The sequence below is a fragment of the Brevundimonas sp. UBA7838 genome (genome assembly GCF_002500885.1).
GTDB classification, from domain to species: Bacteria; Pseudomonadota; Alphaproteobacteria; order Caulobacterales; family Caulobacteraceae; genus Brevundimonas; species Brevundimonas vesicularis_C.
In genome coordinates, this window is sequence record NZ_DLTK01000031.1 from 1 (window position 1) to 18,081 (window position 18,081).

The window sequence follows — 18,081 nt, forward strand, 5'->3', positions numbered from 1 at the left end:
CGCCCGGCGCCGAGGCGCCGAACACGGCCGCGCCGATCGACGCGCGACCGGTCGGGGCTGTGGACAAGGGGCATGGTGAGGCGGTATCGGCCTCGCATCATGGCTGATCCCTCCCCGACGCCGACCGTTCTTCTGTCCGAGGCCGAGGTGGCGCGCATCGTCGCCGACCTGGCCCAGCGCATCGCGCCCGTCATCGACGACGACACGGTCGCCGCCGTGCTGCTGACCGGCGGCCTGTGGTTCGCCGCCGACCTGACCCGCGCCCTGTCGCGCGTTGGCCGCAACGTCCGTTTCGACGCCCTGTGGCTGGCCTCCTATGGCGACGAGCAGACCAGCCGGGGCCGGATTGACGTCTATGCCCCGTTCCAGCGCCCGATCGCGGGCCGCCGCGTCCTGATACTGGACGACGTGTTCGATACCGGCCTGTCGCTGGCGGAGGCCGTGCGCATCGCCAAGGACGCCGGCGCGTCCGAAGTCCTGACCTGCGTCTTCGCCAGGAAGCCCTGGCCCAAGCCCCGCGCGCCCGAGCCGGACTTTGTCGGCTGGGAGGCGCCGAACCGCTTTCTGGTTGGCTATGGCCTGGACCACGCCGGGACGCTGAGGGGCCTGCCGGACATCTGCGCCCTGGACTGAGTTCAAGGCGCGGCGACAGCGGGGATAATCCGTCCGGGGCTGAATTTCCGCCCGGTTCGGCGTTGACTCTCCGACACCCTTCCGTATATGTCGCCGCTCTTCGCCGCCGGGGCCCTCTCCGGGGGCGTATCTTTTTTTGCGTTTGCGCTGAGGCTTCAACATGTACGCGGTGATCAAGACCGGCGGCAAGCAGTACCGGGTCCAACCGGGCGACACCATCGTCGTCGAAAAGCTCGACGGCGACGCCGGCGCTGAGCTGAAGTTCGACAGCGTCCTGATGCTGGGCGGCGACAAGGGCGTGACCCTGGGCGCTCCCCTGATCGACGGCGCCTTCGTCGGCGCGACCCTGGTCGAGACCCGAAAGGGTGAGAAGATCAAGATCTTCAAGAAGACCCGTCGCCAGGGCTATCGCCGCACGAACGGCCATCGCCAGATGGAATCGGTCCTGCGCATCACCGGCATCGAAGGCGCCGGCGAGACCGCCAAGTGGGACGGCAAGGTCGATCTGACCACCAAGGCCGAGATCAACCTGCGCGCTCGCAACCTGGCCGCTCGTGACGCCACCTCCTCGCTGGGTTCGACCGAGACGGTCGTGACCGACGTGGACGGCGCCGAGGTCAAGGGCGTCGTGGTCGAGAGCTCGGCTCCCGCCAAGAAGGCGCCGGCCAAGAAGAAGGCTGCGCCCAAGGCTGAAGCCGCCGGCGACGAAGCCTAAGACATTCACCGGCGCCTCGGCGCCAGACCTAAGTTACGGACGCGCTCAAGTAGGCCGAAAGGTCGGTAGCGCACCAAGAAAGTACGGAGCGGCAAGATGGCTCACAAGAAATCCGGTGGTTCGTCGCGTAACGGTCGCGACTCCGAGTCGAAGCGCCTTGGCGTGAAGAAGTATGGCGGCGAGCGCGTGCTTGCCGGCAACATCATCGTGCGCCAACGCGGCACCACCTTCCACGCCGGTGAGAACATGGGCATGGGCCGCGACCACACTCTGTTCGCCCTGACGAACGGCGCTGTGAAATTCACCACCAAACGTGGCGGCCGTTGTTACGTGTCGATCCTCGCGGCCAATGACGACGCCGCTCAGGCGATGGCCGCCGAGTAACGCAGTCTGGACCTTCCCGGATCGCGTTGCTCCTGCCAGCAGCCGATCCGGACCAGGGATGATAATCCGCGGGGAGTCTGGATCACCAGGCTCCCCGTTTGCGTTTCCCCGCCTCGAAGACCGTCCGAGCCCTTCAAGGAGATGGTCGACAATCCGAGGCAACGCCCATGTGCGTCATCGAAACCTCTCCTGTCGTCGAGACCCGGCGCCTGATCCTGCGCGCGCCCGCGCCCCAGGATGCGCCGCGCATCGCCGCCCTGGCCAACGACCTGGACATCGCGCGCATGACCAAGCGGATGCCGCATCCATTCCAGATGCGCGACGCCGACGACTTCGTGCTGCAGGTCGCCTCGCAAGATCCCAGGCGAGCCAACACCTTCGTCATCGACCATGAGGACGTGGGGCCCATCGGCGTCATCGGTCTGTTCGAGGGCGAGGATCGGGTGCCGGAAACCGGCTATTGGATCGGGCGTGAATACTGGGGTCGGGGCTTCGCCACCGAGGCGCTGGACGCCGCCCTGGTCTGGGCCAGCCGAAAGTGGAAGCGCCGGGCGCTGGTCGCCGGCCATTTCGCCGACAATCCGGCCTCTGGCCGCGTGCTGGAAAAGGCGGGCTTCCTCTACACCGGCGAGACGCGCCGGGCGTGGAGCCGGGCGCGTCGGGCCGAGGCCGATACGCGCATGATGGTGTGGCTGGCCTGACGGCCAGCCCGCAATGTCAGCCGCCCGCCAGGGCGGGGCCATAGACGGCCGCGACGGCGACGGCGCCCACCACCAGCATGGCGCCCGCGCCGGCGATGAAGGTCGCGATGGTCTTGGACCGGCGACGCCGCATGCCGCCCGCCTTGTACTTGCGGATGATGACCGACGGCCCTCGCGTAAAGGCCTCGGATCCTATGATATTGTGTTGGGACAAGAAAAAAGCTCCCCGAACTCTCGCACAGAAGCAGCGATCAGTCCGGGGCGCTCGTGGTCAGAAGATGGCGATCCGCGTTACCGGGGTCGCATCTTCGTGAGAAGGGGCACGCGGGTCACAGGGTGACGGAGACGACCCGGCCGCCGCGCGTCTGCACCGACTGCATCAGCACCAGGGGCGCGTCGCCCGAGGTGACCGGCACGATCAGGAACCAGCCGCCATCGGGCAGGCCGTCGAAGCGGAAACGACCGTTCTCGCACCGCTCGGAACGGACATAGTTGCGATAATCGGCGTTGGCGTCGGCGACGGTGCGGGCGCGAACGACGGCGGCGGGCACGGCCGCGCGCTGAGTCGAGCCGTACAGGGTGCGAATGCGGGCGCGCGTGTAGGGGGTGTCCGGAGTCAGGCCGACACTGGCGACGCAATCGAAGGCCTTGCCGTCCCGGGCGAAGGCGATCTGGCCCTGGATGCTGTTGCGACCGGGCATTTGGGACCAGCCGAAATCGGCCTCGTTGAAGGCGGCCGGACCCCCGTTCGGCAGGCCGCCGCCAGCAGTGGGCGCACAGGCGGAGAGGGCTGCGGCGGTCAGGGCGAGAGCCAGGCCAGGGGCGGCGAACGAACGGATCGACATGGGGCTTCCTCCGGGATTTCGGGGTCGTGGGGGACGACTTCCCCCACTATCGCACGACAGGCCGGGCGACTTCCACGCTCAAGATTCCCCCTCTGGACCCGGACCCGACAACGCGCGAAACAGGCCGGACAACGTGCCCATTCGTCGAGGCGCGACAGCTCGGAAACGCCCCGTATGACCGTCACCTTCGCCGATATCCAAGCCGCGCGCACCCGGATCGCGGGCGCGGTCGACCGCACCCCGACCCGCTATTCCAGAAAGCTGTCGCAGCTGACGGGGGCCGAGGTCTGGGTGAAGTTCGACAATCTGCAATTCACCGGCAGCTTCAAGGAGCGCGGCGCCCTGAACCGGTTGCTGATGCTGAGCCCCGAGGAGATGAAGCGAGGCGTGGTGGCCGCCAGCGCCGGCAACCACGCCCAGGCCCTGGCCTATCACGGCGGACGGCTGGGCGTGCCCGTGACCATCGTCATGCCCGAGGGCACGCCCTTCGCCAAGATCAACGGCACCCGCTCGCACGGGGCGACCGTGGTGATCGAGGGGCTGGACTTCACCGGTTCGACCGAAGCGGCCAAGCGGCTAGAAGCGGAAAAGGGCTACGTCTTCGTCTCGGCCTTCGACGACGAAGGCATCGTGGCGGGTCAGGGCGTCTGCGCGATAGAGCTTCTGGAGGATGCGCCCGAGGTCGAGGCCCTGATCATCCCCATCGGCGGCGGCGGGCTGATTGCGGGCTGCGCCATCGCGGCCAAGGCGATGAAGCCGGACATCAAGGTCTTCGGCGTCGAGGCCGCGCGCTATCCCTCCTTCACCGCCAAACGGGCGGGTAAGCCGCCGGTCTGCACCGGCCAGACCATCGCCGAGGGCATCGCCATCAAGGCCGTGGGCGACATTCCCTTCGCCCTGGCCGACCCGCTGGTGGACGAGGTCTTCGTCTGCGATGAAGCCGACTTCGAACGGGCCGTCGCCACCTATGTCACCTATGAGAAAACGGTGTCCGAAGGCGCCGGCGCGGGCGGTCTGGCGGCGCTTCTGGCCTATCCCGAGCGGTTCAAGGGGATGAAGGTCGGGCTGGAGCTGTGCGGCGGCAACATCGATGCGCGGATGCTGGCGGTCGTCTTGAACCGCGAGATGGTCCGTGAGCGGAGATTGATCGTCTATCGCATCCTGGGCGACGACCGGCCGGGCATGTTGTCGGCCATGGCGGCGGTGATCGGCGGCTTGGGCGGCAACATCATCGACGTGGTCCACAACCGCTTGGCGCTGGACGTGCCGGCCAAGGGCGCCGAGTTCGACATCATGGTCGAAACGCGCGATAGCGCCCACGCCGACGAGATCGGCGAGGCCTTGAAGGAACGCGGCTATGAACTTCGGATGGGGTAAGGCGGCAATCGTCGCGGCCTTCTTGCTGTCGGGCTGCGGCCAGGCCGAGCCGGTCGATCCGAACGCGGGCAAGGCCGAGGCGGCCGCCTTCATGGCCAAGAACGCCAAGGAAGAGGGCGTCCAAACCCTGCCCAGCGGCCTGCAATACAAGGTGGTGCAGGCGGGACCGGCCGGCGGCGTCAGCCCGGACCGCAACGACCTGGTCAAGGTCGATTACGAGGGCAAGCTGGTCGACAACAGCGTGTTCGACAGCTCCTTCGCACGCGGCGCGCCGGCGGTGTTCACGCCCGAGGAGGTCGTCAAGGGCTGGACCGAGGCGCTGCAGAAGATGCGCGTCGGCGACGAATGGCTGCTCTATGTCCCGCCCGAGCTAGGCTATGGCGAGCAGGGTAATCCCAAGATCCCCGCCAACTCCGTGCTGATCTTCCGCCTGAAACTGCTCGACGTGGCCAAGGTGCCTGGCGGCGGATCGGGCGTCGGCACGGCCATGGGGTGACCCTCACGCAATCCGTCGACTCGCTGCGAAGCGGGACCTAGACCTCAAGCGCGCCGCCATTCGCTTAGAACCTGAGGATCGGTCTCGGTCGTCGCCTTGGCCAGGGCCGCGAAGTCGTCGGGGGGCGTGAGTTGCGACAGGGCCCAAACCGCCGCGCTGCGCACCAGGGACGAGGGGTCGGCCGACAGCGCCTGCGTCGGTTCGATCAGGGACGGGTCGTTCGAGTTGCCGACGGCGTAGAGCACGTTCCGCAGGAAGCGGTCGCGGCCGATGCGCTTGACCGGGCTCTTGGTGAACAGGGCGCGGAAGGCGGCGTCGTCCAGCGTCAGCAGGTCGGACAGGCGCGGGCTTTCGAAGGCCTCGCGTGGCATTAGCCGGATTTCGCGAGCTTCCTGGGCGAACTTGTTCCAAGGGCAGACCGCCAGACAGTCGTCGCAGCCATAGATGCGCGATCCGGTCAGGGTGCGGAACTCGACCGGCCAGGGACCGGCGAACTCGATGGTCAGGTAGGACAGGCAGCGCCGGGCGTCGAGCTGGAACGGGGCGGGGAAGGCGTTCGTCGGGCAGGCGTCTAGACAGGCGGTGCAGCGGCCGCAGTGTTCGCTCTCGGCCGCGTCCGGCGCGATCTCGGCGGCGGTCAGGATGGTCCCGAGGAACAGCCAGTTGCCGTGGGTGCGGCTGAGCAGATTGGTGTGCTTGCCCTGCCAACCCAGGCCGGCGCGCTGGGCCAACGGCTTTTCCATCAGGGGGGCGGTGTCGACGAAGACCTTGATGCCCGCGCCATTGCGGGCGGCGATCTGGCCGGCCAGCTGTTTCAGCCGGCCCTTGATGACCTCGTGATAGTCGTCGCCACGCGCATAGACCGAGATGTAGCCGGCCGACCGGTCGGCCAGCTGATCCAGCGGGTTATGCTCAGGAGCGTAGTTCATGCCCAAGACGATGGCGGTCCGGGCCTCGTCCCACATGGCGGTGGGGTGTTGACGGCGGTCCAGCGTCGTTTGCATCCATTCCATGTCGCCATGCCGGCCCTCGTCCACGAAGCGCCGCAGCCGCTCGCCCGCCGGCCAGGCGTCGGCCGCCGAGGCGAACCGGCAGACATCGAAGCCCAGCTCGGCCGCGCGCTGGCGGATGAAGGTTTTCAGGCGGTCGGACACGGGGCGGGGGATAGCATGAAGTCTCATTTGGACGCATTGGCGAAGAGACGTCTTTGTCAGTCGCCGGATGCCGCCGCACCGTCGAACAGTTCGAGAATCTGGGCCCGAATGTCAGTGGGCCAAGGGGCGATCAGGGCGACCAGACGATCGCGGTCGCCGGCGAACAGCGCGCGGCTGGCCTCCTCAAAGTCGGGGGCGTCGCCGGCCATCTCGACCATGAAGCCGTAGGCGGCGTCGGTGCGACGGCGGCGTGCATCGTTGTCGGCGCCGGTCCCGCGGGCCTGTTCCACCAGACGGCGCAGGGCGGCCGAGGCGCCGCCCGGCTGGGTCGCGAGCCAGTTCCAATGCCGGGGCAAAAGCGTGACCTCGCGCGCGGCGACGCCCAAACGCGGACGGCCGCGCTTTGGAGCCGGAGCCGGTTCTTGTTCGCTGAGGTCCAGGTCGACCGGCCGACCCGTAGCCAGATCGAACACGCGCAGCGCGGCGTGAGACGAGGCCGCCAGGGCCTTGCGGAAAGCGGCAGCCACGGCGGCGTCGGGGCCTTTGGCGACGCGTCGAGGGCCGTCGAACAGGACCAGATCGCGATCTTCGTCGCTCATGTATTTAACCGGGTGAAATTGTCTGTCATTTTTATACCCGGATAAATAAGAGAGCGCCATGACCCCGACAAATCGCAAGAGCCTGATCGCCGAGTATAAGGAGCGCGTGACCATCGCCGGGGTATATGCCGTGATCTGCAGCGCGACGGGTCAGGTCTGGGTCGGCAAGAGCCGCCACATCGACACCGAGCAGAACGGCCTGTGGTTCGCGCTGCGCCACGGCGGCAGTCCGTATCGGTCGCTTCAGGCGGCGTGGAAGGCGCACACACCCGAGGATTTTCGCTTCGAACAGCTGGACCGTCTGCCGGAAGACATCTCAAACTTGAGGCGCAAGGACGAGCTGCTTAATCGCGCCAAACTGTGGATCGCCCGGTTGGGCGCCGAGGCGCTTTAAAAATCCAGGTCCGCATACCACGCGGACGGCGGCACGCCGACGAAGCGGTCGGCGAGCAGGGGGCGGAAGCAGGGGCGGGATTTGAGCTTGGAGTACCAAGTCTTCAGGCCGGGCCAGGTCTTCCACTGGATTTCGCCGAAATAGTCCAGCACCGACAGGTGAGCAGCGGCGATCAGGTCGGCCTGGGACAGACGACGGCCGGCCAGCCAGTCGCGGGCGGCGACCAGATCCTCCAGCATGGCGAGATGGGATTTCAGGGCGTCTCGCCCGTCGCGCAGGGCGCGGGCTTCGGGCGGGCCCAGCTTGAGCAGGGGTTTTTCCATCCGCTCGTGCAGCAGGACGGCGTCGACCTCGTCCATGAAGCGGCGCTCGAACCAGCCGGTCAGGCGGCGCGCCTCGGCCCGTTCGGCGAGGTCGGCGGGCAGCAGTAGCGGGCCCTTTTGCTGATCCTCGATCCAGCCCAGGATGGCGGGCAGTTCGCACAGCACCAGCGGACGGCCGCGATCCATCGTCTGGATCACCGGCGGCAGGCCGGACGGATTGAAGTCGTTGACCGGGCAATCGTCTTCCCACGGACGGACCGGGGTGTCGGTCCATTCGATCCGCGCCTCGCCCAACGCCAGTCGCGCGGCGCGCGAGGCGGGCTGGAAGGCGAAGTGGAAGAGAACGCAAGGGTCGGCCATCTAAGGGTGATGCGCCCGGACCCGTTAATGCGCGTTTACTGCATTCAAATTGGACGCAAGGTCAGGACCACGGCCCCTTGGGCGCGGGGCCGGTCGGGGCGGGGGCGGTTTGCGGGTCGGCGAGAGCCGTGGCCGGGATCGCGGGCTGCGGACGGGCGTGACCGCGCGGGTCGGCGTGGATCAGGATGTCGGCGGCGGGATACTGGGCCAGCACCCGGTTCTCGGCGGCGACGACGATGGCGTGGGCCGCGTCCAGCGTCTGGTGCGCGTCCAGGTCGACATGCATCTGGATCATCATCACCTGACCAGACATGCGGGTGCGCAGTTGATGCACGCCGAAGACCTGGGGGGCGGCCAGCACGGCCTTGGTGATGGCGGCGCGGTCGGCCTCGGGCACGGCGCGGTCGAGCAGGTGATCGGCGGCGGCCTTCAACATGCCGGTCGCGCCCCAGAACAGCCAGACGGCGACGACGATGCCTGCGGCCGCATCCAGTCCCGGCGCGCCGAGGAAGGCGCCCGAGATGACGCCGACCAGCACCACGACGTTGGCGGCAAGGTCTGCCGCATAGTGGGCGCGGTCGCCTGCGACGGCGACAGAGCCGGTCTTCTTCAGCGTCTGGGTCTGCATCCACACCAGCCAGGCCGTAATGACGATGGTGGCGACCACGATTCCGCTCGCCCACAAGCCGGCGGTCAGGGGACGGGGATCGAAGATGCGCTGAACCCCCTCCCAAGCGATGAAGATGGCCGAGGCGAAGACCAGCCCGGCCTGGACCAGGGCTGACAGGGCCTCGCCCTTGCCATGGCCATAGCGGTGGTTCTCGTCGGCCGGGGCGGCGGCCCAGCGCACGGCGAAGAAGGTGGTCAGCGACGCCGCCAGATCCAGAACCGAATCCGCCAGGGTCGCCAGGATGGAGACGGATCCTGAGGCGCCCAGCGCAAAGGCCTTCATCGCGATCAGCGCCACCGCGACCCCGACCGACAGGCGGGTGATGCGGCGCGTGGCCAGATGGGCGTCGTCAAGCGAGGCGGGGGCGGGGGCGGGCGTCGTCATTGTCGGCTTCTTCTCGCGCAATCGTGGCTGAAAGCCAACCGCTGGCCCAAACGGGTCGTTCCGTCCGAAACGATCATGCTCTAGGGGGAAGGCATCCGGGCGCGGCGCGTTCCGGGCGCATTGGTTTTCGAGGGTCTCATGTCGGACTGGCTTGCCGCCATCATTCTGGGTCTGGTCGAGGGGCTGACCGAGTTCATTCCCGTTTCGTCCACCGGCCATATGCTGCTGCTGGGCCACTTCATGGGCTTCGAGAGCGCGGGCAAGACTTTCGAGATCGTGATCCAGCTGGGCGCCTTGCTGGCCATCGTCAGCGTCTATTTCAAAAAGCTGTGGACCCTGGCGACGCGCTGGCCCTTCGACGCCGAGGCGCGCCGGTTCCTGATCGGGCTGCTGGTCGCCTTCGCGCCGGCTGTCGTGATCGGTTTCCTGGCCTATGACTTCATCAAGACGGTGCTGTTCGAGACGCCGCAGGTGGTGTGCATCGCCCTGATCGTCGGCGGGGTAATCCTGCTGCTGCTGGACCGGATGGACAAGAAGCCCCGCTGGCTGGACGCCGAGGCCTATCCGATGCGAATCTATTTCCTGATCGGCCTGTTCCAGTGCCTGGCCATGATCCCCGGCGTGTCGCGGTCCGGCGCCACCATCGCTGGCGGGCTGCTGCTGAAGACCGACAAGCGGTCGGCGGCCGAGTTCAGCTTCTTTCTGGCCCTGCCCACCATGGGGGCGGCGGTGGCCTATGACCTGTTGAAGAACCACAAGACGCTGGATTTCAGCGACATCGGCCTGATCGTCGTGGGTTTTGTCGTGGCCTTCATCTCGGCCCTGGCGGTGGTGCGGTTCCTGCTGGATTTCGTGTCCAGGCGCGGCTTCGGCGTCTTCGCCTGGTGGCGGATCGTGGTCGGGGTTTTAGGGTTGGCGCTGTTGCAGGCGGGATTCTGAGGCCATGACCACGCTTCTGTACGGCCGCCCGCCGGTCGTCTTCGATCCGCCCGGCGACGCAATCCAAACCTCGCCCCTGATTCCGGACTCCGCTGCGCTGGAGGCGCAGGAACCGAGCTCGGCCGACAGCGTCATGATCTACGCCCCGCCCGGCGTGCTGGAGCGGCGCTATGTGCTGGCCCTGGCGCTGAAGGCGCTGAAGGTCGGCGGACGGCTGGACGTCATGGCGCCCAAGGACAAGGGCGGATCGCGCCTGGCCAAGGAGCTGAAGACGTTCGGCCTCGACGTCGCCGAGACCGCCAAGGCGCACCATCGCCGCTGCATCGTCATTCGACCCGAAACGGTCGAGGGGCTGGACGAGGCCATCGCCGCGGGCGGGCCGCAGATAGTGCCGGGACTGGAAGCCTGGTCCCAGCCCGGCATATTCGCCTGGGACCGGATCGATCCGGGCTCGGCGCTGCTGGCCGAACATCTGCCGGCGATGAAGGGTGAGGGGATCGACCTGGGCTGCGGCTACGGCGCACTGTCGATCGTGGTGCTGCGCTCGCCCGCCGTGACCAAGCTGAAGATGGTCGATCTGGACCGTCGCGCCATCCAGGCCGCTCGACGCAATATCGAGGACGACCGCGCCAAGGGCTGGTGGTCAGACGCCCGCACCCTGGAGGCCAAGGGCGACAAGGATTTCGTCGTCAGCAATCCGCCTTTCCATGACGGCGGGGCCGAGGACCGGCGGCTGGGTCAGGCCTTTATCCGGAAGGCGGCCGAGTTGCTCAAAAAGGGCGGCGTCGCTTGGGTCGTCGCCAACCGGCACCTGCCCTATGAGGCCGAGCTGAACGCGGCGTTCAAGCGGGTGCGGCTGGTCGCCGAGGCGGGTGGCTACAAGCTGTTCGAGGCGGTGAAGTGACCGCGCTCAAGCAGTCCGAAGGGCGGTAGCGCATGAAGAAAACCCCGACGTCGAGGGTCGATCGTCTGCTGGGCTCGATGGGCTATGGATCACGCGCCGAAATGGCGCGGATGGCCAAGGCGGGCGGCATCGTGCTGGACGGGGCGGACCTGACGGACGTGTCCAAACGCATTGCGGTGATGCCGGACCTGCCCACGCGAATGGAGATCGACGGCGAGCCGCTGGATCCGGTGCAGGGGCTGGTGATCCTGCTGAACAAGCCGCTGGGCATGACCTGTTCGCACAAGGAAGAGGGGGCGCTGGTCTATGACATCCTGCCGGGACGGTGGCGGGCGCGCGATCCCGCCATCTCGACCATCGGACGGCTGGACAAGCAGACGACGGGCCTGCTGCTGCTGACCGACGACGGGGATCTGCTACACCGGGTGATCAGTCCCAAGCGCCATGTGGCCAAGGTTTACCGGGCGAGTCTGGCGCGGTCGCTGACCGGAACGGAAGGCGCGCTGTTCGCCTCGGGCGAGCTGGTGCTGGAGGGCGAGGACAAGCCGTTGGCGCCGGCGGTGCTGGAGGTGGTGTCGCCGACCGAGGCCCTGCTGACGGTGACGGAGGGGCGCTATCATCAGGTGCGCCGGATGTTCGCCGCCGCCGGCAACCATGTCGAGACCCTGCATCGCGAACGGCTGGGCGGACTGGGCCTGCCCGCCGATCTGGCGCCCGGTCAGTGGCGGCTGGCGACGGCGGACGAGGTCGCCTCGATCTTCACGGCGCCCGAGAGCCTGGGTTGAAGCTCTTGACGCCTGCGGGATCGAACGCGCAGGTCGAGGGATGACCACCAAGATCAAGATCTGCGGCCTGACCACGCCGGACACGCTGGATGCCGCGCTGGATGCGGGGGCGGATTTCGTCGGCTTCGTGATGGTCAAGGCTAGTCCGCGGTACGCCGGGCCGGCCTTAGCGAAGCGGCTGGTGGATCGGGCGCGCGGCCGAGCGAAAACCGTATTGTTGTTTGCCGACATGGTCGGTCCTGAGATGGACGATCTGGTTCATGATCTTCGGCCCGACATGATCCAACTGCATGGTCGCGAAACGCCGCTTCAGATTCGCAACGCACGGACCGACTGGGAAATTCCAGTGATCAAGGCGGTGGGGGTGTCCGGCGCAGAAGATGTGGTCGGACTGGAGGCGATGGAAGCGTCGGCAGACCACCTGCTGCTGGACGCCAAAGCGCCCAAGGGGGCCTTCTACAGTGGAGGGCATGGAGTGGCTTTCGACTGGACCCTGCTGGCTGGTCGCACCTTTCGCCATCCGTGGTTCCTGGCGGGCGGTCTCAACCCGGACAATGTGGCCGAGGCGCTGAGGATTACGGGCGCGCCCATGGTCGATGTGTCCTCTGGCGTGGAAAGCGCGCCGGGTGTTAAGGACGCCGACCGGATCGCGACCTTCATCCAAAACGCGCGCCGGTCGTAATTGCGACGCCTCTCCGCGTGAAAGTCGAAACCGTGAACGCCCAAACCCCCATCGTGGCCCCCATTCAAGCCGCCGATTCCACCCAGTCGCTGTCGAACGCCTACGCCTGGCCGGACGCGCAGGGTCGCTTCGGTCCGTACGGCGGTCAGTTCGTGGCCGAGACCCTGATGCCGCTGATCCACGAGCTGGATGCGGCCTATAAGGCGGCCAAGGCGGACCCCAGCTTCCAGGCCGAGCTGGACAGCTTTCTGACCCACTATGTCGGTCGCGAAAGCCCGCTGTATTTCGCCGAGCGCCTGACCGAACATTTCGGCGGCGCCAACATCTGGCTGAAGCGCGAGGACCTGAACCATACGGGCGCGCACAAGATCAACAACTGCATGGGCCAGATCCTGCTGGCCCGTCGCATGGGCAAGACCCGCATCATCGCCGAGACCGGCGCGGGTCAGCACGGTGTCGCCTCGGCGACCGTGTCGGCGCGCTTTGGCCTGCCCTGCACCGTCTATATGGGCGCGGTGGACGTGGAGCGGCAGCAGCCGAACGTGTTCCGCATGCGTCTGTTGGGCTCGGAAGTCTTCTCGGTCACGGCGGGCGCCGCGACCCTTAAGGACGCGATGAACGAGGCGATGCGCGACTGGGTCACCAACGTCTCGGACACCTATTACATCATCGGCACGGCGGCGGGTCCGCACCCCTATCCGGCCATGGTGCGCGATTTCCAGTCGGTGATCGGCACGGAGATCAAGAGCCAGTCGATGGCCCGGATAGGCAAGCTGCCCGAAGCGGTGGTCGCCTGCATCGGCGGTGGCTCGAACGCCATCGGCGCCTTCCACCCCTTCATCGAGGACGAGGGCGTGCGGCTGATCGGCGTCGAAGCGGCCGGCCATGGTCTGGATACGCCGGATCACGCGGCCTCGCTGAAGGGCGGGCGGTCGGGCGTGCTGCACGGCAACCGGACGTACTTGCTTCAGGACGAAGACGGCAACATCGTCGAGGGCCATTCGATCTCGGCCGGGCTGGACTATCCGGGCATCGGTCCGGAACATGCCTGGCTGCACGACATCGGCCGGGCGGAATATCGTTCGGCGACGGACAACGAGGCGCTGGAGGCGTTCCAGCTGTGCTCGAAGCTGGAAGGCATCATTCCGGCGCTGGAACCGGCCCACGCCCTGGCGCGGACGGGCGAAGTGGCGCGCGAAGTCGGCAAGGGCGGCGACGTCGTCCTGCTGATGTCGGGGCGCGGCGACAAGGACATCTTCCAGGTCGCCAAACATCTGGGAGTGAACCTGTGATCCGTACCCTTCTTGCGGCGACCGCCGTCCTGAGCCTGTCCGCCGCCGCTGCGCAGGCCCAGACGCCTACCCCGACGCCAGCCCCCGCTGCGCCGCAAGGCGGTCCGGCCGACGTCGGCCTACTGCCCGGCGCGGAGCTGTCGCCCGATTGCGGAGGGCTGAACAATCTGACGGGGCGGGCCTATTGCGTGACCGCACAGCTGGGCCAGATCGGCGCTCTGGCCGACGCCTATATCGCCGATCTGGAAACCAAGAACTGGCTGGCCGCCGGCGGCGACGACAACCGCGTCGTCTTCATCAAGCGCCGCGAGGCCGGCGGCTGCGACGGCATGCAGATGGTCGCCTTCTACGACACCACCAAGACCGCCGTCGCCGAACTTCCCGGCTATCTGGGCTTCGCCACCATTCCGGGCGACGTGTGCGCGGCTGCCGCGGCCGCGACACCGCCTGCCGCCGCCGGATCGCCGCAACAATGACCACCGCCCGTATCGACGCGCGCTTCAAGGCGCTGAAGGCCGAGGGCCGTGCGGCCTTCATTCCCTATGTGATGGGCGGCGATCCGTCGCGTGAAGAGGCGCTGACGATCCTGAACGGCCTGCCGGCTGCGGGCGCGGACATCATCGAACTGGGCTTTCCGTTCAGCGATCCGATGGCCGAGGGGCCTCCGATCCAGCGGGCGGCGATCCGGGGCATGGCGGCGGGTTTCGGCCTGCGCTCGACCATGGATTTGGCCAAGGAATTCCGTAAGGGCGACGACGCCACACCCATCGTGCTGATGGGCTATCTGAACCCGATCGAGAGCCTGGGCTATGACGCCTTCGCCGCCTATGCCGCCGACTGCGGCATCGACGGGCTGATCGTGGTGGACTGTCCGCCGGAAGAGGCCGGGCCGCTGATCGAGGCGCTGGATAAGGTTTCGATCTCGCTGATCCGCCTGGCGACGCCGACCTCGGATGACGACCGGCTGAAGATCGTTGTCCAAGGCACCTCGGGCTTCGTCTATTACGTCGCTGTCGCGGGCGTGACGGGCGTCAAGGAAGCGAACGCGGATGTGGTGGCGCCGGCCGTAGAGCGGGTGCGCAAGGCCTCGGGCCTGCCGGTCGCGGTCGGCTTCGGGGTCAAGACGCCGGAACGGGCCGCCGAGATCGCGCGCGTCGCCGATGCGGTGGTCGTGGGCTCGGCCCTGGTGGACGAGGTGGCGGCGGCGCTGGAGGCGAACGAACCCGTCGCGGCGCGCGTTCTGGCCCGGGTGAAGGCGCTGGGCGATGCGGTTCGATCCGTCGCCGCTAGTGCTTCCGTGGCGGAAACCGTCTAAGAGCGCGCGGATGAACGACAAGACCAAGCCTCAGGAAAAGCGCGGCGGCTGGCTGAGCCGCTTTGCGCCCGGCGTCCGCAAGATCGTGTCGCGCCGCGACACCCCGGACAATCTCTGGGTCAAGGATCCCGACAGCGGCGAGATGCTGTATCGCTCGGATCTGGAGGCCGCCCTTTGGGTGACCCCGTCGGGTCGGCATATGCGCATCGATGCGCCGACGCGCCTGAAGGCCACCTTCGACGGCGGCGTCTTCCAGTCCATCGATACGCCGGACGTGCCGGAAGATCCGCTGAAATTCTCGGACGGCAAATCCTACAAGGATCGCCTGAACGCCGCGCGCAAGGCTGCGGGCCGCAAGGACACCATGGCCATCGGCTATGGTTCGGTCGGCGGTCAAAACGCGGTTGTGATCGTCCAGGACTTCACCTTCATGGGCGGGTCGCTGGGTATGGCGGCGGGCGAGGCGTTCATCAAGGCGGCGCGCGAGGCGGTGAGCCGCAAGGTTCCGCTGATCTGTTTCACCGCCGCCGGCGGCGCGCGGATGCAGGAGGGCGCCCTGTCGCTGATGCAGATGGCGCGCACCACCCTGGCGATCGAGGAGCTGAAAGACGCCAGACTGCCTTACGCCGTGGTCCTGACGGACCCGACGACGGGCGGGGTGACGGCCTCCTACGCCATGCTGGGCGATGTGCATCTGGCCGAGCCGGGGGCCCTGATCGGCTTCGCCGGACCGCGCGTGATCGAGGCGACCATCCGCGAGAAACTGCCGCCCGGCTTCCAACGCGCCGAATATCTGCAGGAAAAGGGCATGGTGGACCGGGTCGTGACCCGCGCCGACCTGCCGCGCACCCTGGGTCAGATCCTGTCCATGCTGATGGACGGCGCCCGCGCCGCCGCCTGAGACCGCCTGAAGGGCCAGTCGATCGCGCTCGAGGCCCACAGGCACCACCAGACGATGACCGGCTGAAACAGCAGGCGTGGGCCGTGATAGGCCCAGCCTAACCCTGCGCCCGACGTCATAAAGTTCACGGCGTGCTGGACATTGGCCGGATAGACACAGACGGCGTAGGCAGCCAGCGCCCAGCCCGCTGCAATCCGCAGGCGCGGGATCATCAGACCTGCCGCGCCCAGCAGTTCGGCGATCCCCGTCAGGGCCACGACCAGGGCCGGTTGCGGAACCCACGCCGGCGTAATCCGCACGAACGGGCCGGGGACCATCAGATGCAGCACCCCTGCGCCCAGGAAGACGGCCGCGAGGACGAGGCGCGCCGCTGTTCTGATCTGCGGCCTGGAAGTCATGTCGCGGTTCTCGAAATCAGGGGGTAAAGGAGGCGGATGGATCCCGTCTCCGAACGACTACGCGCGCGCCACCCCCAGCGGATCGACCTTTCGCTGGAAAGAATGCGCGTGCTGTGCGCGGCCCTTGGCGATCCGCAGCACAAGCTTCCGCCAGTGGTCCATGTGGCGGGCACCAACGGCAAGGGGTCGATCGTGGCCCTGATCCGCGCCATCGCCGAGGCGGCGGGGCTGAAGGTGCACGCCTACACCTCGCCCCATCTGGTCCGGTTCAACGAGCGGATCCGGCTGGCTGGAACGCTGATCGAGGACGACCACCTGAACGCGATCCTGGACCGGATCGAGGCGGTCATGGCCGAGACGAACAGCGAGGCCACGGTGTTCGAAAGCACCACCGCCGCCGCCTTCCTGGCCATGTCCGAGACGCCCGCCGACCTGGCCATCATCGAGGTGGGTCTGGGCGGGGTGCTGGACGCGACCAATGTGATCGAGCGGCCGTTGCTCAGCGTCATCGCGCCGGTCGATTACGATCATGCGGAGTTCCTTGGCACGGATCTGGCCGCCATCGCCTCGGAAAAGGCGGGTGTGCTGAAGGCTGGAGCGCCGGCCGTGATCGCGCGCCAGAAGGAAGAGGCGATGGCCGCCATTGAACGTCGCGCCGCCGACGTCCATGCGCGGCTGAACGTGCTGGGCGTCGACTTCGATGCCTGGGCCGAGCGGGGCGGTCTGGCGTTCCAGACGGCCGAACTATTCATGGACCTGCCGGCACCGGCCCTGGCAGGCGCGCACCAGATCGACAATGCGGCCCTGGCCGTGGCGGCGGCGGTCGAACTGGACCTGCCCCAGGCTGCGATCGCCGAGGGGCTGAAGCGTGTGCGCTGGCCCGCTCGGCTGCAAAGGATTTCGGCGGGTCCATACGGCGCTGCGGCCAAGGCGGCGGAGGCGGAGCTGTGGCTGGACGGGGGGCACAATCCTCACGCGGCGCGGGCGTTGGCGGCGTTTCTGGCCGAGCGTCAGGCGCGGGCGCCGCGTCCCCTGGCCTTGATCTGCGGCATGTTGAACAACAAGGATGCGGGCGGTTTCTTCGCTGCGCTGAAGGACAGCCAGGCCACCGTCTTCACCGTCGGCTTCGACGGGGCTGCAGCCGAGCCGACGGCCCTGGCGGCCGTGGCGCGCGGGCATGGGCTGGCGGCGACGCCTGCGGGATCGGTTTCTGAGGCGCTGGATTTGGCGCTGCGCCTGGGCGCAGGCCGGGTCGCCATCTGCGGATCACTGTATCTGGCCGGCGAGGTCCTGGGCGCCAGCGAGGAAACCTGGCCGGTCTAGCGCGTCATCCAGGGCTTGGACTTGCCGGCGGCGATGCGGGCGGCCTGTTCGCGCTGGAAGCGACCGCCGCGCGGCGGCTTGGTGCGCGCATCCAGCCTGGCATTCTTCAGGCGCAGAGCCTTTTGGACGGGGGTCTCGCCGGGGATGTCGTCAGCCGGCTTCGGGGTGTCTTCGTCGCTCATGGCGCCATCCTAGCATGAAAAACGCCCGCCGGTCGGACCGGCGGGCGCTTGATCTGACAGGGTCGAAAGGGCTCAGGCCTTGACGCCGGCCTCGGCCAGCCATTCGACGATCTTGCCCTTGGGCATGGCGCCGACCTTCATCGAAGCCATCTGACCGTCCTTGAATAGCATCAGGGTCGGAATGCCCTTCACGCCCAGCTTGGACGGGGTCATGGGACTGTCGTCGATGTTGATTTTGGCCACGGTGACCTGACCGCCCAGTTCGTCGGCGATCTGTTCCAGCGCCGGGCCGATCTGTTTGCAGGGGCCGCACCATTCGGCCCAG

25 protein-coding genes are annotated in these 18,081 nt (G+C 67.6%); 16 read left to right on the top strand and 9 right to left on the bottom strand.

Translation table 11 applies throughout. From position 1 onward, the window contains the following. Window positions 1–99: 99 nt before the first annotated feature. The 4 genes from B3T77_RS01755 to B3T77_RS01770 all read left to right on the top strand — a co-directional run bounded on the left by B3T77_RS01755 (window position 100) and on the right by B3T77_RS01770 (window position 2,433). A complete protein-coding gene (locus B3T77_RS01755) occupies window positions 100–633 on the top strand; it encodes a phosphoribosyltransferase (RefSeq protein ID WP_055754434.1) in 534 nt (177 codons plus the stop codon). Between the two features lie 160 nt (window positions 634–793). After that, window positions 794–1,348: a 50S ribosomal protein L21 gene (rplU, locus tag B3T77_RS01760; RefSeq protein ID WP_017506418.1), complete on the top strand. Its 555-nt coding sequence runs from the start codon at window positions 794–796 to the stop codon at window positions 1,346–1,348. A gap of 96 nt (window positions 1,349–1,444) precedes the next feature. Continuing rightward, window positions 1,445–1,732, top strand: coding sequence for a 50S ribosomal protein L27 (gene rpmA / locus B3T77_RS01765; protein ID WP_039244031.1), 288 nt, complete (start codon window positions 1,445–1,447; stop codon window positions 1,730–1,732). A 167-nt stretch (window positions 1,733–1,899) separates the two neighbouring features. After that, window positions 1,900–2,433, top strand: a complete 534-nt coding sequence (locus B3T77_RS01770; RefSeq protein WP_045810625.1) for a GNAT family N-acetyltransferase — start codon at window positions 1,900–1,902, stop codon at window positions 2,431–2,433. 16 nt (window positions 2,434–2,449) lie between these two features. On the opposite strand, the gene B3T77_RS01775 is transcribed toward B3T77_RS01770, so the two are convergent. Together B3T77_RS01775 and B3T77_RS01780 are read right to left on the bottom strand one after the other, a co-directional pair. Then, window positions 2,450–2,647 carry a hypothetical protein gene (locus B3T77_RS01775; protein WP_039244035.1) on the bottom strand — a complete coding sequence of 66 codons (198 nt, stop codon included), beginning with the start codon at window positions 2,645–2,647 and terminating at the stop codon, window positions 2,450–2,452. Between the two features lie 115 nt (window positions 2,648–2,762). Next, on the bottom strand, window positions 2,763–3,278 hold the full coding sequence (locus tag B3T77_RS01780; RefSeq protein ID WP_055807750.1) for a hypothetical protein: 516 nt from the start codon (window positions 3,276–3,278) through the stop codon (window positions 2,763–2,765). 174 nt (window positions 3,279–3,452) lie between these two features. On the opposite strand from B3T77_RS01780, the gene B3T77_RS01785 reads away from it, so the two are divergent. Continuing rightward, window positions 3,453–4,655: a threonine ammonia-lyase gene (locus B3T77_RS01785; RefSeq protein ID WP_292076594.1), complete on the top strand. Its 1,203-nt coding sequence runs from the start codon at window positions 3,453–3,455 to the stop codon at window positions 4,653–4,655. Beyond that, window positions 4,636–5,151: an FKBP-type peptidyl-prolyl cis-trans isomerase gene (locus tag B3T77_RS01790; protein ID WP_055807752.1), complete on the top strand. Its 516-nt coding sequence runs from the start codon at window positions 4,636–4,638 to the stop codon at window positions 5,149–5,151. The genes B3T77_RS01785 and B3T77_RS01790 overlap by 20 nt, the downstream gene beginning before the upstream one ends. Window positions 5,152–5,195: 44 nt before the next feature. On the opposite strand, the gene queG is transcribed toward B3T77_RS01790, so the two are convergent. Continuing rightward, complete coding sequence (gene queG / locus B3T77_RS01795) at window positions 5,196–6,332, bottom strand: tRNA epoxyqueuosine(34) reductase QueG (protein WP_292076598.1); 1,137 nt, start codon at window positions 6,330–6,332, stop codon at window positions 5,196–5,198. Between the two features lie 29 nt (window positions 6,333–6,361). After that, window positions 6,362–6,904, bottom strand: a complete 543-nt coding sequence (locus B3T77_RS01800) for a DUF2239 family protein (RefSeq protein ID WP_292076600.1) — start codon at window positions 6,902–6,904, stop codon at window positions 6,362–6,364. Window positions 6,905–6,962: 58 nt separating this feature from the next. Between B3T77_RS01800 and B3T77_RS01805 the strand changes: the two genes are divergently transcribed. Next, a complete protein-coding gene (locus B3T77_RS01805; RefSeq protein ID WP_292076601.1) occupies window positions 6,963–7,298 on the top strand; it encodes a GIY-YIG nuclease family protein in 336 nt (111 codons plus the stop codon). Here B3T77_RS01805 and B3T77_RS01810 read toward each other — a convergent pair. Continuing rightward, the gene (locus B3T77_RS01810; protein WP_055807760.1) at window positions 7,295–7,981 is read right to left on the bottom strand and encodes a glutathione S-transferase family protein; all 687 of its coding nucleotides are present in this window, start codon (window positions 7,979–7,981) and stop codon (window positions 7,295–7,297) included. The genes B3T77_RS01805 and B3T77_RS01810 overlap by 4 nt on opposite strands. A 61-nt stretch (window positions 7,982–8,042) precedes the next feature. Further along, window positions 8,043–9,035, bottom strand: coding sequence for a cation diffusion facilitator family transporter (locus tag B3T77_RS01815; RefSeq protein ID WP_292076604.1), 993 nt, complete (start codon window positions 9,033–9,035; stop codon window positions 8,043–8,045). Window positions 9,036–9,173: 138 nt separating this feature from the next. On the opposite strand from B3T77_RS01815, the gene B3T77_RS01820 reads away from it, so the two are divergent. From B3T77_RS01820 to accD, 8 genes are all read left to right on the top strand, one after another. Beyond that, window positions 9,174–9,974, top strand: a complete 801-nt coding sequence (locus B3T77_RS01820; RefSeq protein WP_292076605.1) for an undecaprenyl-diphosphate phosphatase — start codon at window positions 9,174–9,176, stop codon at window positions 9,972–9,974. Window positions 9,975–9,978: 4 nt separating this feature from the next. Beyond that, complete coding sequence (locus B3T77_RS01825) at window positions 9,979–10,878, top strand: class I SAM-dependent methyltransferase (protein ID WP_292076606.1); 900 nt, start codon at window positions 9,979–9,981, stop codon at window positions 10,876–10,878. A 32-nt stretch (window positions 10,879–10,910) separates the two neighbouring features. Further along, entirely contained in the window at window positions 10,911–11,663 is a 753-nt protein-coding gene (locus B3T77_RS01830) for a pseudouridine synthase (protein WP_292076607.1), read from the top strand. 40 nt (window positions 11,664–11,703) lie between these two features. Further along, window positions 11,704–12,345: a phosphoribosylanthranilate isomerase gene (locus tag B3T77_RS01835; RefSeq protein WP_292076608.1), complete on the top strand. Its 642-nt coding sequence runs from the start codon at window positions 11,704–11,706 to the stop codon at window positions 12,343–12,345. A gap of 89 nt (window positions 12,346–12,434) precedes the next feature. Further along, a complete protein-coding gene (gene trpB / locus B3T77_RS01840; RefSeq protein WP_292076619.1) occupies window positions 12,435–13,637 on the top strand; it encodes a tryptophan synthase subunit beta in 1,203 nt (400 codons plus the stop codon). Then, entirely contained in the window at window positions 13,634–14,113 is a 480-nt protein-coding gene (locus tag B3T77_RS01845) for a hypothetical protein (protein ID WP_055807772.1), read from the top strand. Before trpB ends, B3T77_RS01845 begins: the two co-directional genes overlap by 4 nt. Beyond that, window positions 14,110–14,952 (top strand): tryptophan synthase subunit alpha, encoded by an 843-nt coding sequence (trpA, locus tag B3T77_RS01850; RefSeq protein ID WP_292076609.1) that lies wholly within the window; start codon window positions 14,110–14,112, stop codon window positions 14,950–14,952. The genes B3T77_RS01845 and trpA overlap by 4 nt, the downstream gene beginning before the upstream one ends. Before the next feature lie 10 nt (window positions 14,953–14,962). Next, window positions 14,963–15,853, top strand: coding sequence for an acetyl-CoA carboxylase, carboxyltransferase subunit beta (gene accD / locus B3T77_RS01855; RefSeq protein WP_292076610.1), 891 nt, complete (start codon window positions 14,963–14,965; stop codon window positions 15,851–15,853). Here accD and B3T77_RS01860 read toward each other — a convergent pair. After that, a complete protein-coding gene (locus B3T77_RS01860) occupies window positions 15,808–16,251 on the bottom strand; it encodes a DoxX family protein (RefSeq protein WP_292076611.1) in 444 nt (147 codons plus the stop codon). The two genes, accD and B3T77_RS01860, sit on opposite strands and share 46 nt — an antisense overlap. Window positions 16,252–16,287: 36 nt before the next feature. Between B3T77_RS01860 and B3T77_RS01865 the strand changes: the two genes are divergently transcribed. After that, window positions 16,288–17,574 (top strand): bifunctional folylpolyglutamate synthase/dihydrofolate synthase, encoded by a 1,287-nt coding sequence (locus tag B3T77_RS01865; RefSeq protein ID WP_292076612.1) that lies wholly within the window; start codon window positions 16,288–16,290, stop codon window positions 17,572–17,574. Here the strand turns inward: B3T77_RS01865 and B3T77_RS01870 are convergent. Together B3T77_RS01870 and B3T77_RS01875 are read right to left on the bottom strand one after the other, a co-directional pair. Further along, the gene (locus B3T77_RS01870; RefSeq protein WP_292076613.1) at window positions 17,571–17,756 is read right to left on the bottom strand and encodes a hypothetical protein; all 186 of its coding nucleotides are present in this window, start codon (window positions 17,754–17,756) and stop codon (window positions 17,571–17,573) included. The two genes, B3T77_RS01865 and B3T77_RS01870, sit on opposite strands and share 4 nt — an antisense overlap. A gap of 72 nt (window positions 17,757–17,828) precedes the next feature. Continuing rightward, a partial coding sequence (locus tag B3T77_RS01875) for a thioredoxin family protein (RefSeq protein ID WP_292076615.1) occupies window positions 17,829–18,081 on the bottom strand: 253 nt, incomplete at its 5' end.

Bases quoted from the DNA above. Each gene is read 5' to 3' on its own strand.
- B3T77_RS01755 (WP_055754434.1), top strand. From the start codon at position 100: ATGGCTGATCCCTCCCCGACGCCGACCGTTCTTCTGTCCGAGGCCGAG.
- rplU (WP_017506418.1), top strand. From the start codon at position 794: ATGTACGCGGTGATCAAGACCGGCGGCAAGCAGTACCGGGTCCAACCG.
- rpmA (WP_039244031.1), top strand. From the start codon at position 1,445: ATGGCTCACAAGAAATCCGGTGGTTCGTCGCGTAACGGTCGCGACTCC.
- B3T77_RS01770 (WP_045810625.1), top strand. From the start codon at position 1,900: ATGTGCGTCATCGAAACCTCTCCTGTCGTCGAGACCCGGCGCCTGATC.
- B3T77_RS01780 (WP_055807750.1), bottom strand. From the start codon at position 3,278: ATGTCGATCCGTTCGTTCGCCGCCCCTGGCCTGGCTCTCGCCCTGACC.
- B3T77_RS01785 (WP_292076594.1), top strand. From the start codon at position 3,453: ATGACCGTCACCTTCGCCGATATCCAAGCCGCGCGCACCCGGATCGCG.
- B3T77_RS01790 (WP_055807752.1), top strand. From the start codon at position 4,636: ATGAACTTCGGATGGGGTAAGGCGGCAATCGTCGCGGCCTTCTTGCTG.
- queG (WP_292076598.1), bottom strand. From the start codon at position 6,332: ATGAGACTTCATGCTATCCCCCGCCCCGTGTCCGACCGCCTGAAAACC.
- B3T77_RS01800 (WP_292076600.1), bottom strand. From the start codon at position 6,904: ATGAGCGACGAAGATCGCGATCTGGTCCTGTTCGACGGCCCTCGACGC.
- B3T77_RS01805 (WP_292076601.1), top strand. From the start codon at position 6,963: ATGACCCCGACAAATCGCAAGAGCCTGATCGCCGAGTATAAGGAGCGC.
- B3T77_RS01810 (WP_055807760.1), bottom strand. From the start codon at position 7,981: ATGGCCGACCCTTGCGTTCTCTTCCACTTCGCCTTCCAGCCCGCCTCG.
- B3T77_RS01815 (WP_292076604.1), bottom strand. From the start codon at position 9,035: ATGACGACGCCCGCCCCCGCCCCCGCCTCGCTTGACGACGCCCATCTG.
- B3T77_RS01820 (WP_292076605.1), top strand. From the start codon at position 9,174: ATGTCGGACTGGCTTGCCGCCATCATTCTGGGTCTGGTCGAGGGGCTG.
- B3T77_RS01825 (WP_292076606.1), top strand. From the start codon at position 9,979: ATGACCACGCTTCTGTACGGCCGCCCGCCGGTCGTCTTCGATCCGCCC.
- B3T77_RS01830 (WP_292076607.1), top strand. From the start codon at position 10,911: ATGAAGAAAACCCCGACGTCGAGGGTCGATCGTCTGCTGGGCTCGATG.
- B3T77_RS01835 (WP_292076608.1), top strand. From the start codon at position 11,704: ATGACCACCAAGATCAAGATCTGCGGCCTGACCACGCCGGACACGCTG.
- trpA (WP_292076609.1), top strand. From the start codon at position 14,110: ATGACCACCGCCCGTATCGACGCGCGCTTCAAGGCGCTGAAGGCCGAG.
- accD (WP_292076610.1), top strand. From the start codon at position 14,963: ATGAACGACAAGACCAAGCCTCAGGAAAAGCGCGGCGGCTGGCTGAGC.
- B3T77_RS01860 (WP_292076611.1), bottom strand. From the start codon at position 16,251: ATGACTTCCAGGCCGCAGATCAGAACAGCGGCGCGCCTCGTCCTCGCG.
- B3T77_RS01865 (WP_292076612.1), top strand. From the start codon at position 16,288: ATGGATCCCGTCTCCGAACGACTACGCGCGCGCCACCCCCAGCGGATC.
- B3T77_RS01870 (WP_292076613.1), bottom strand. From the start codon at position 17,756: ATGAGCGACGAAGACACCCCGAAGCCGGCTGACGACATCCCCGGCGAG.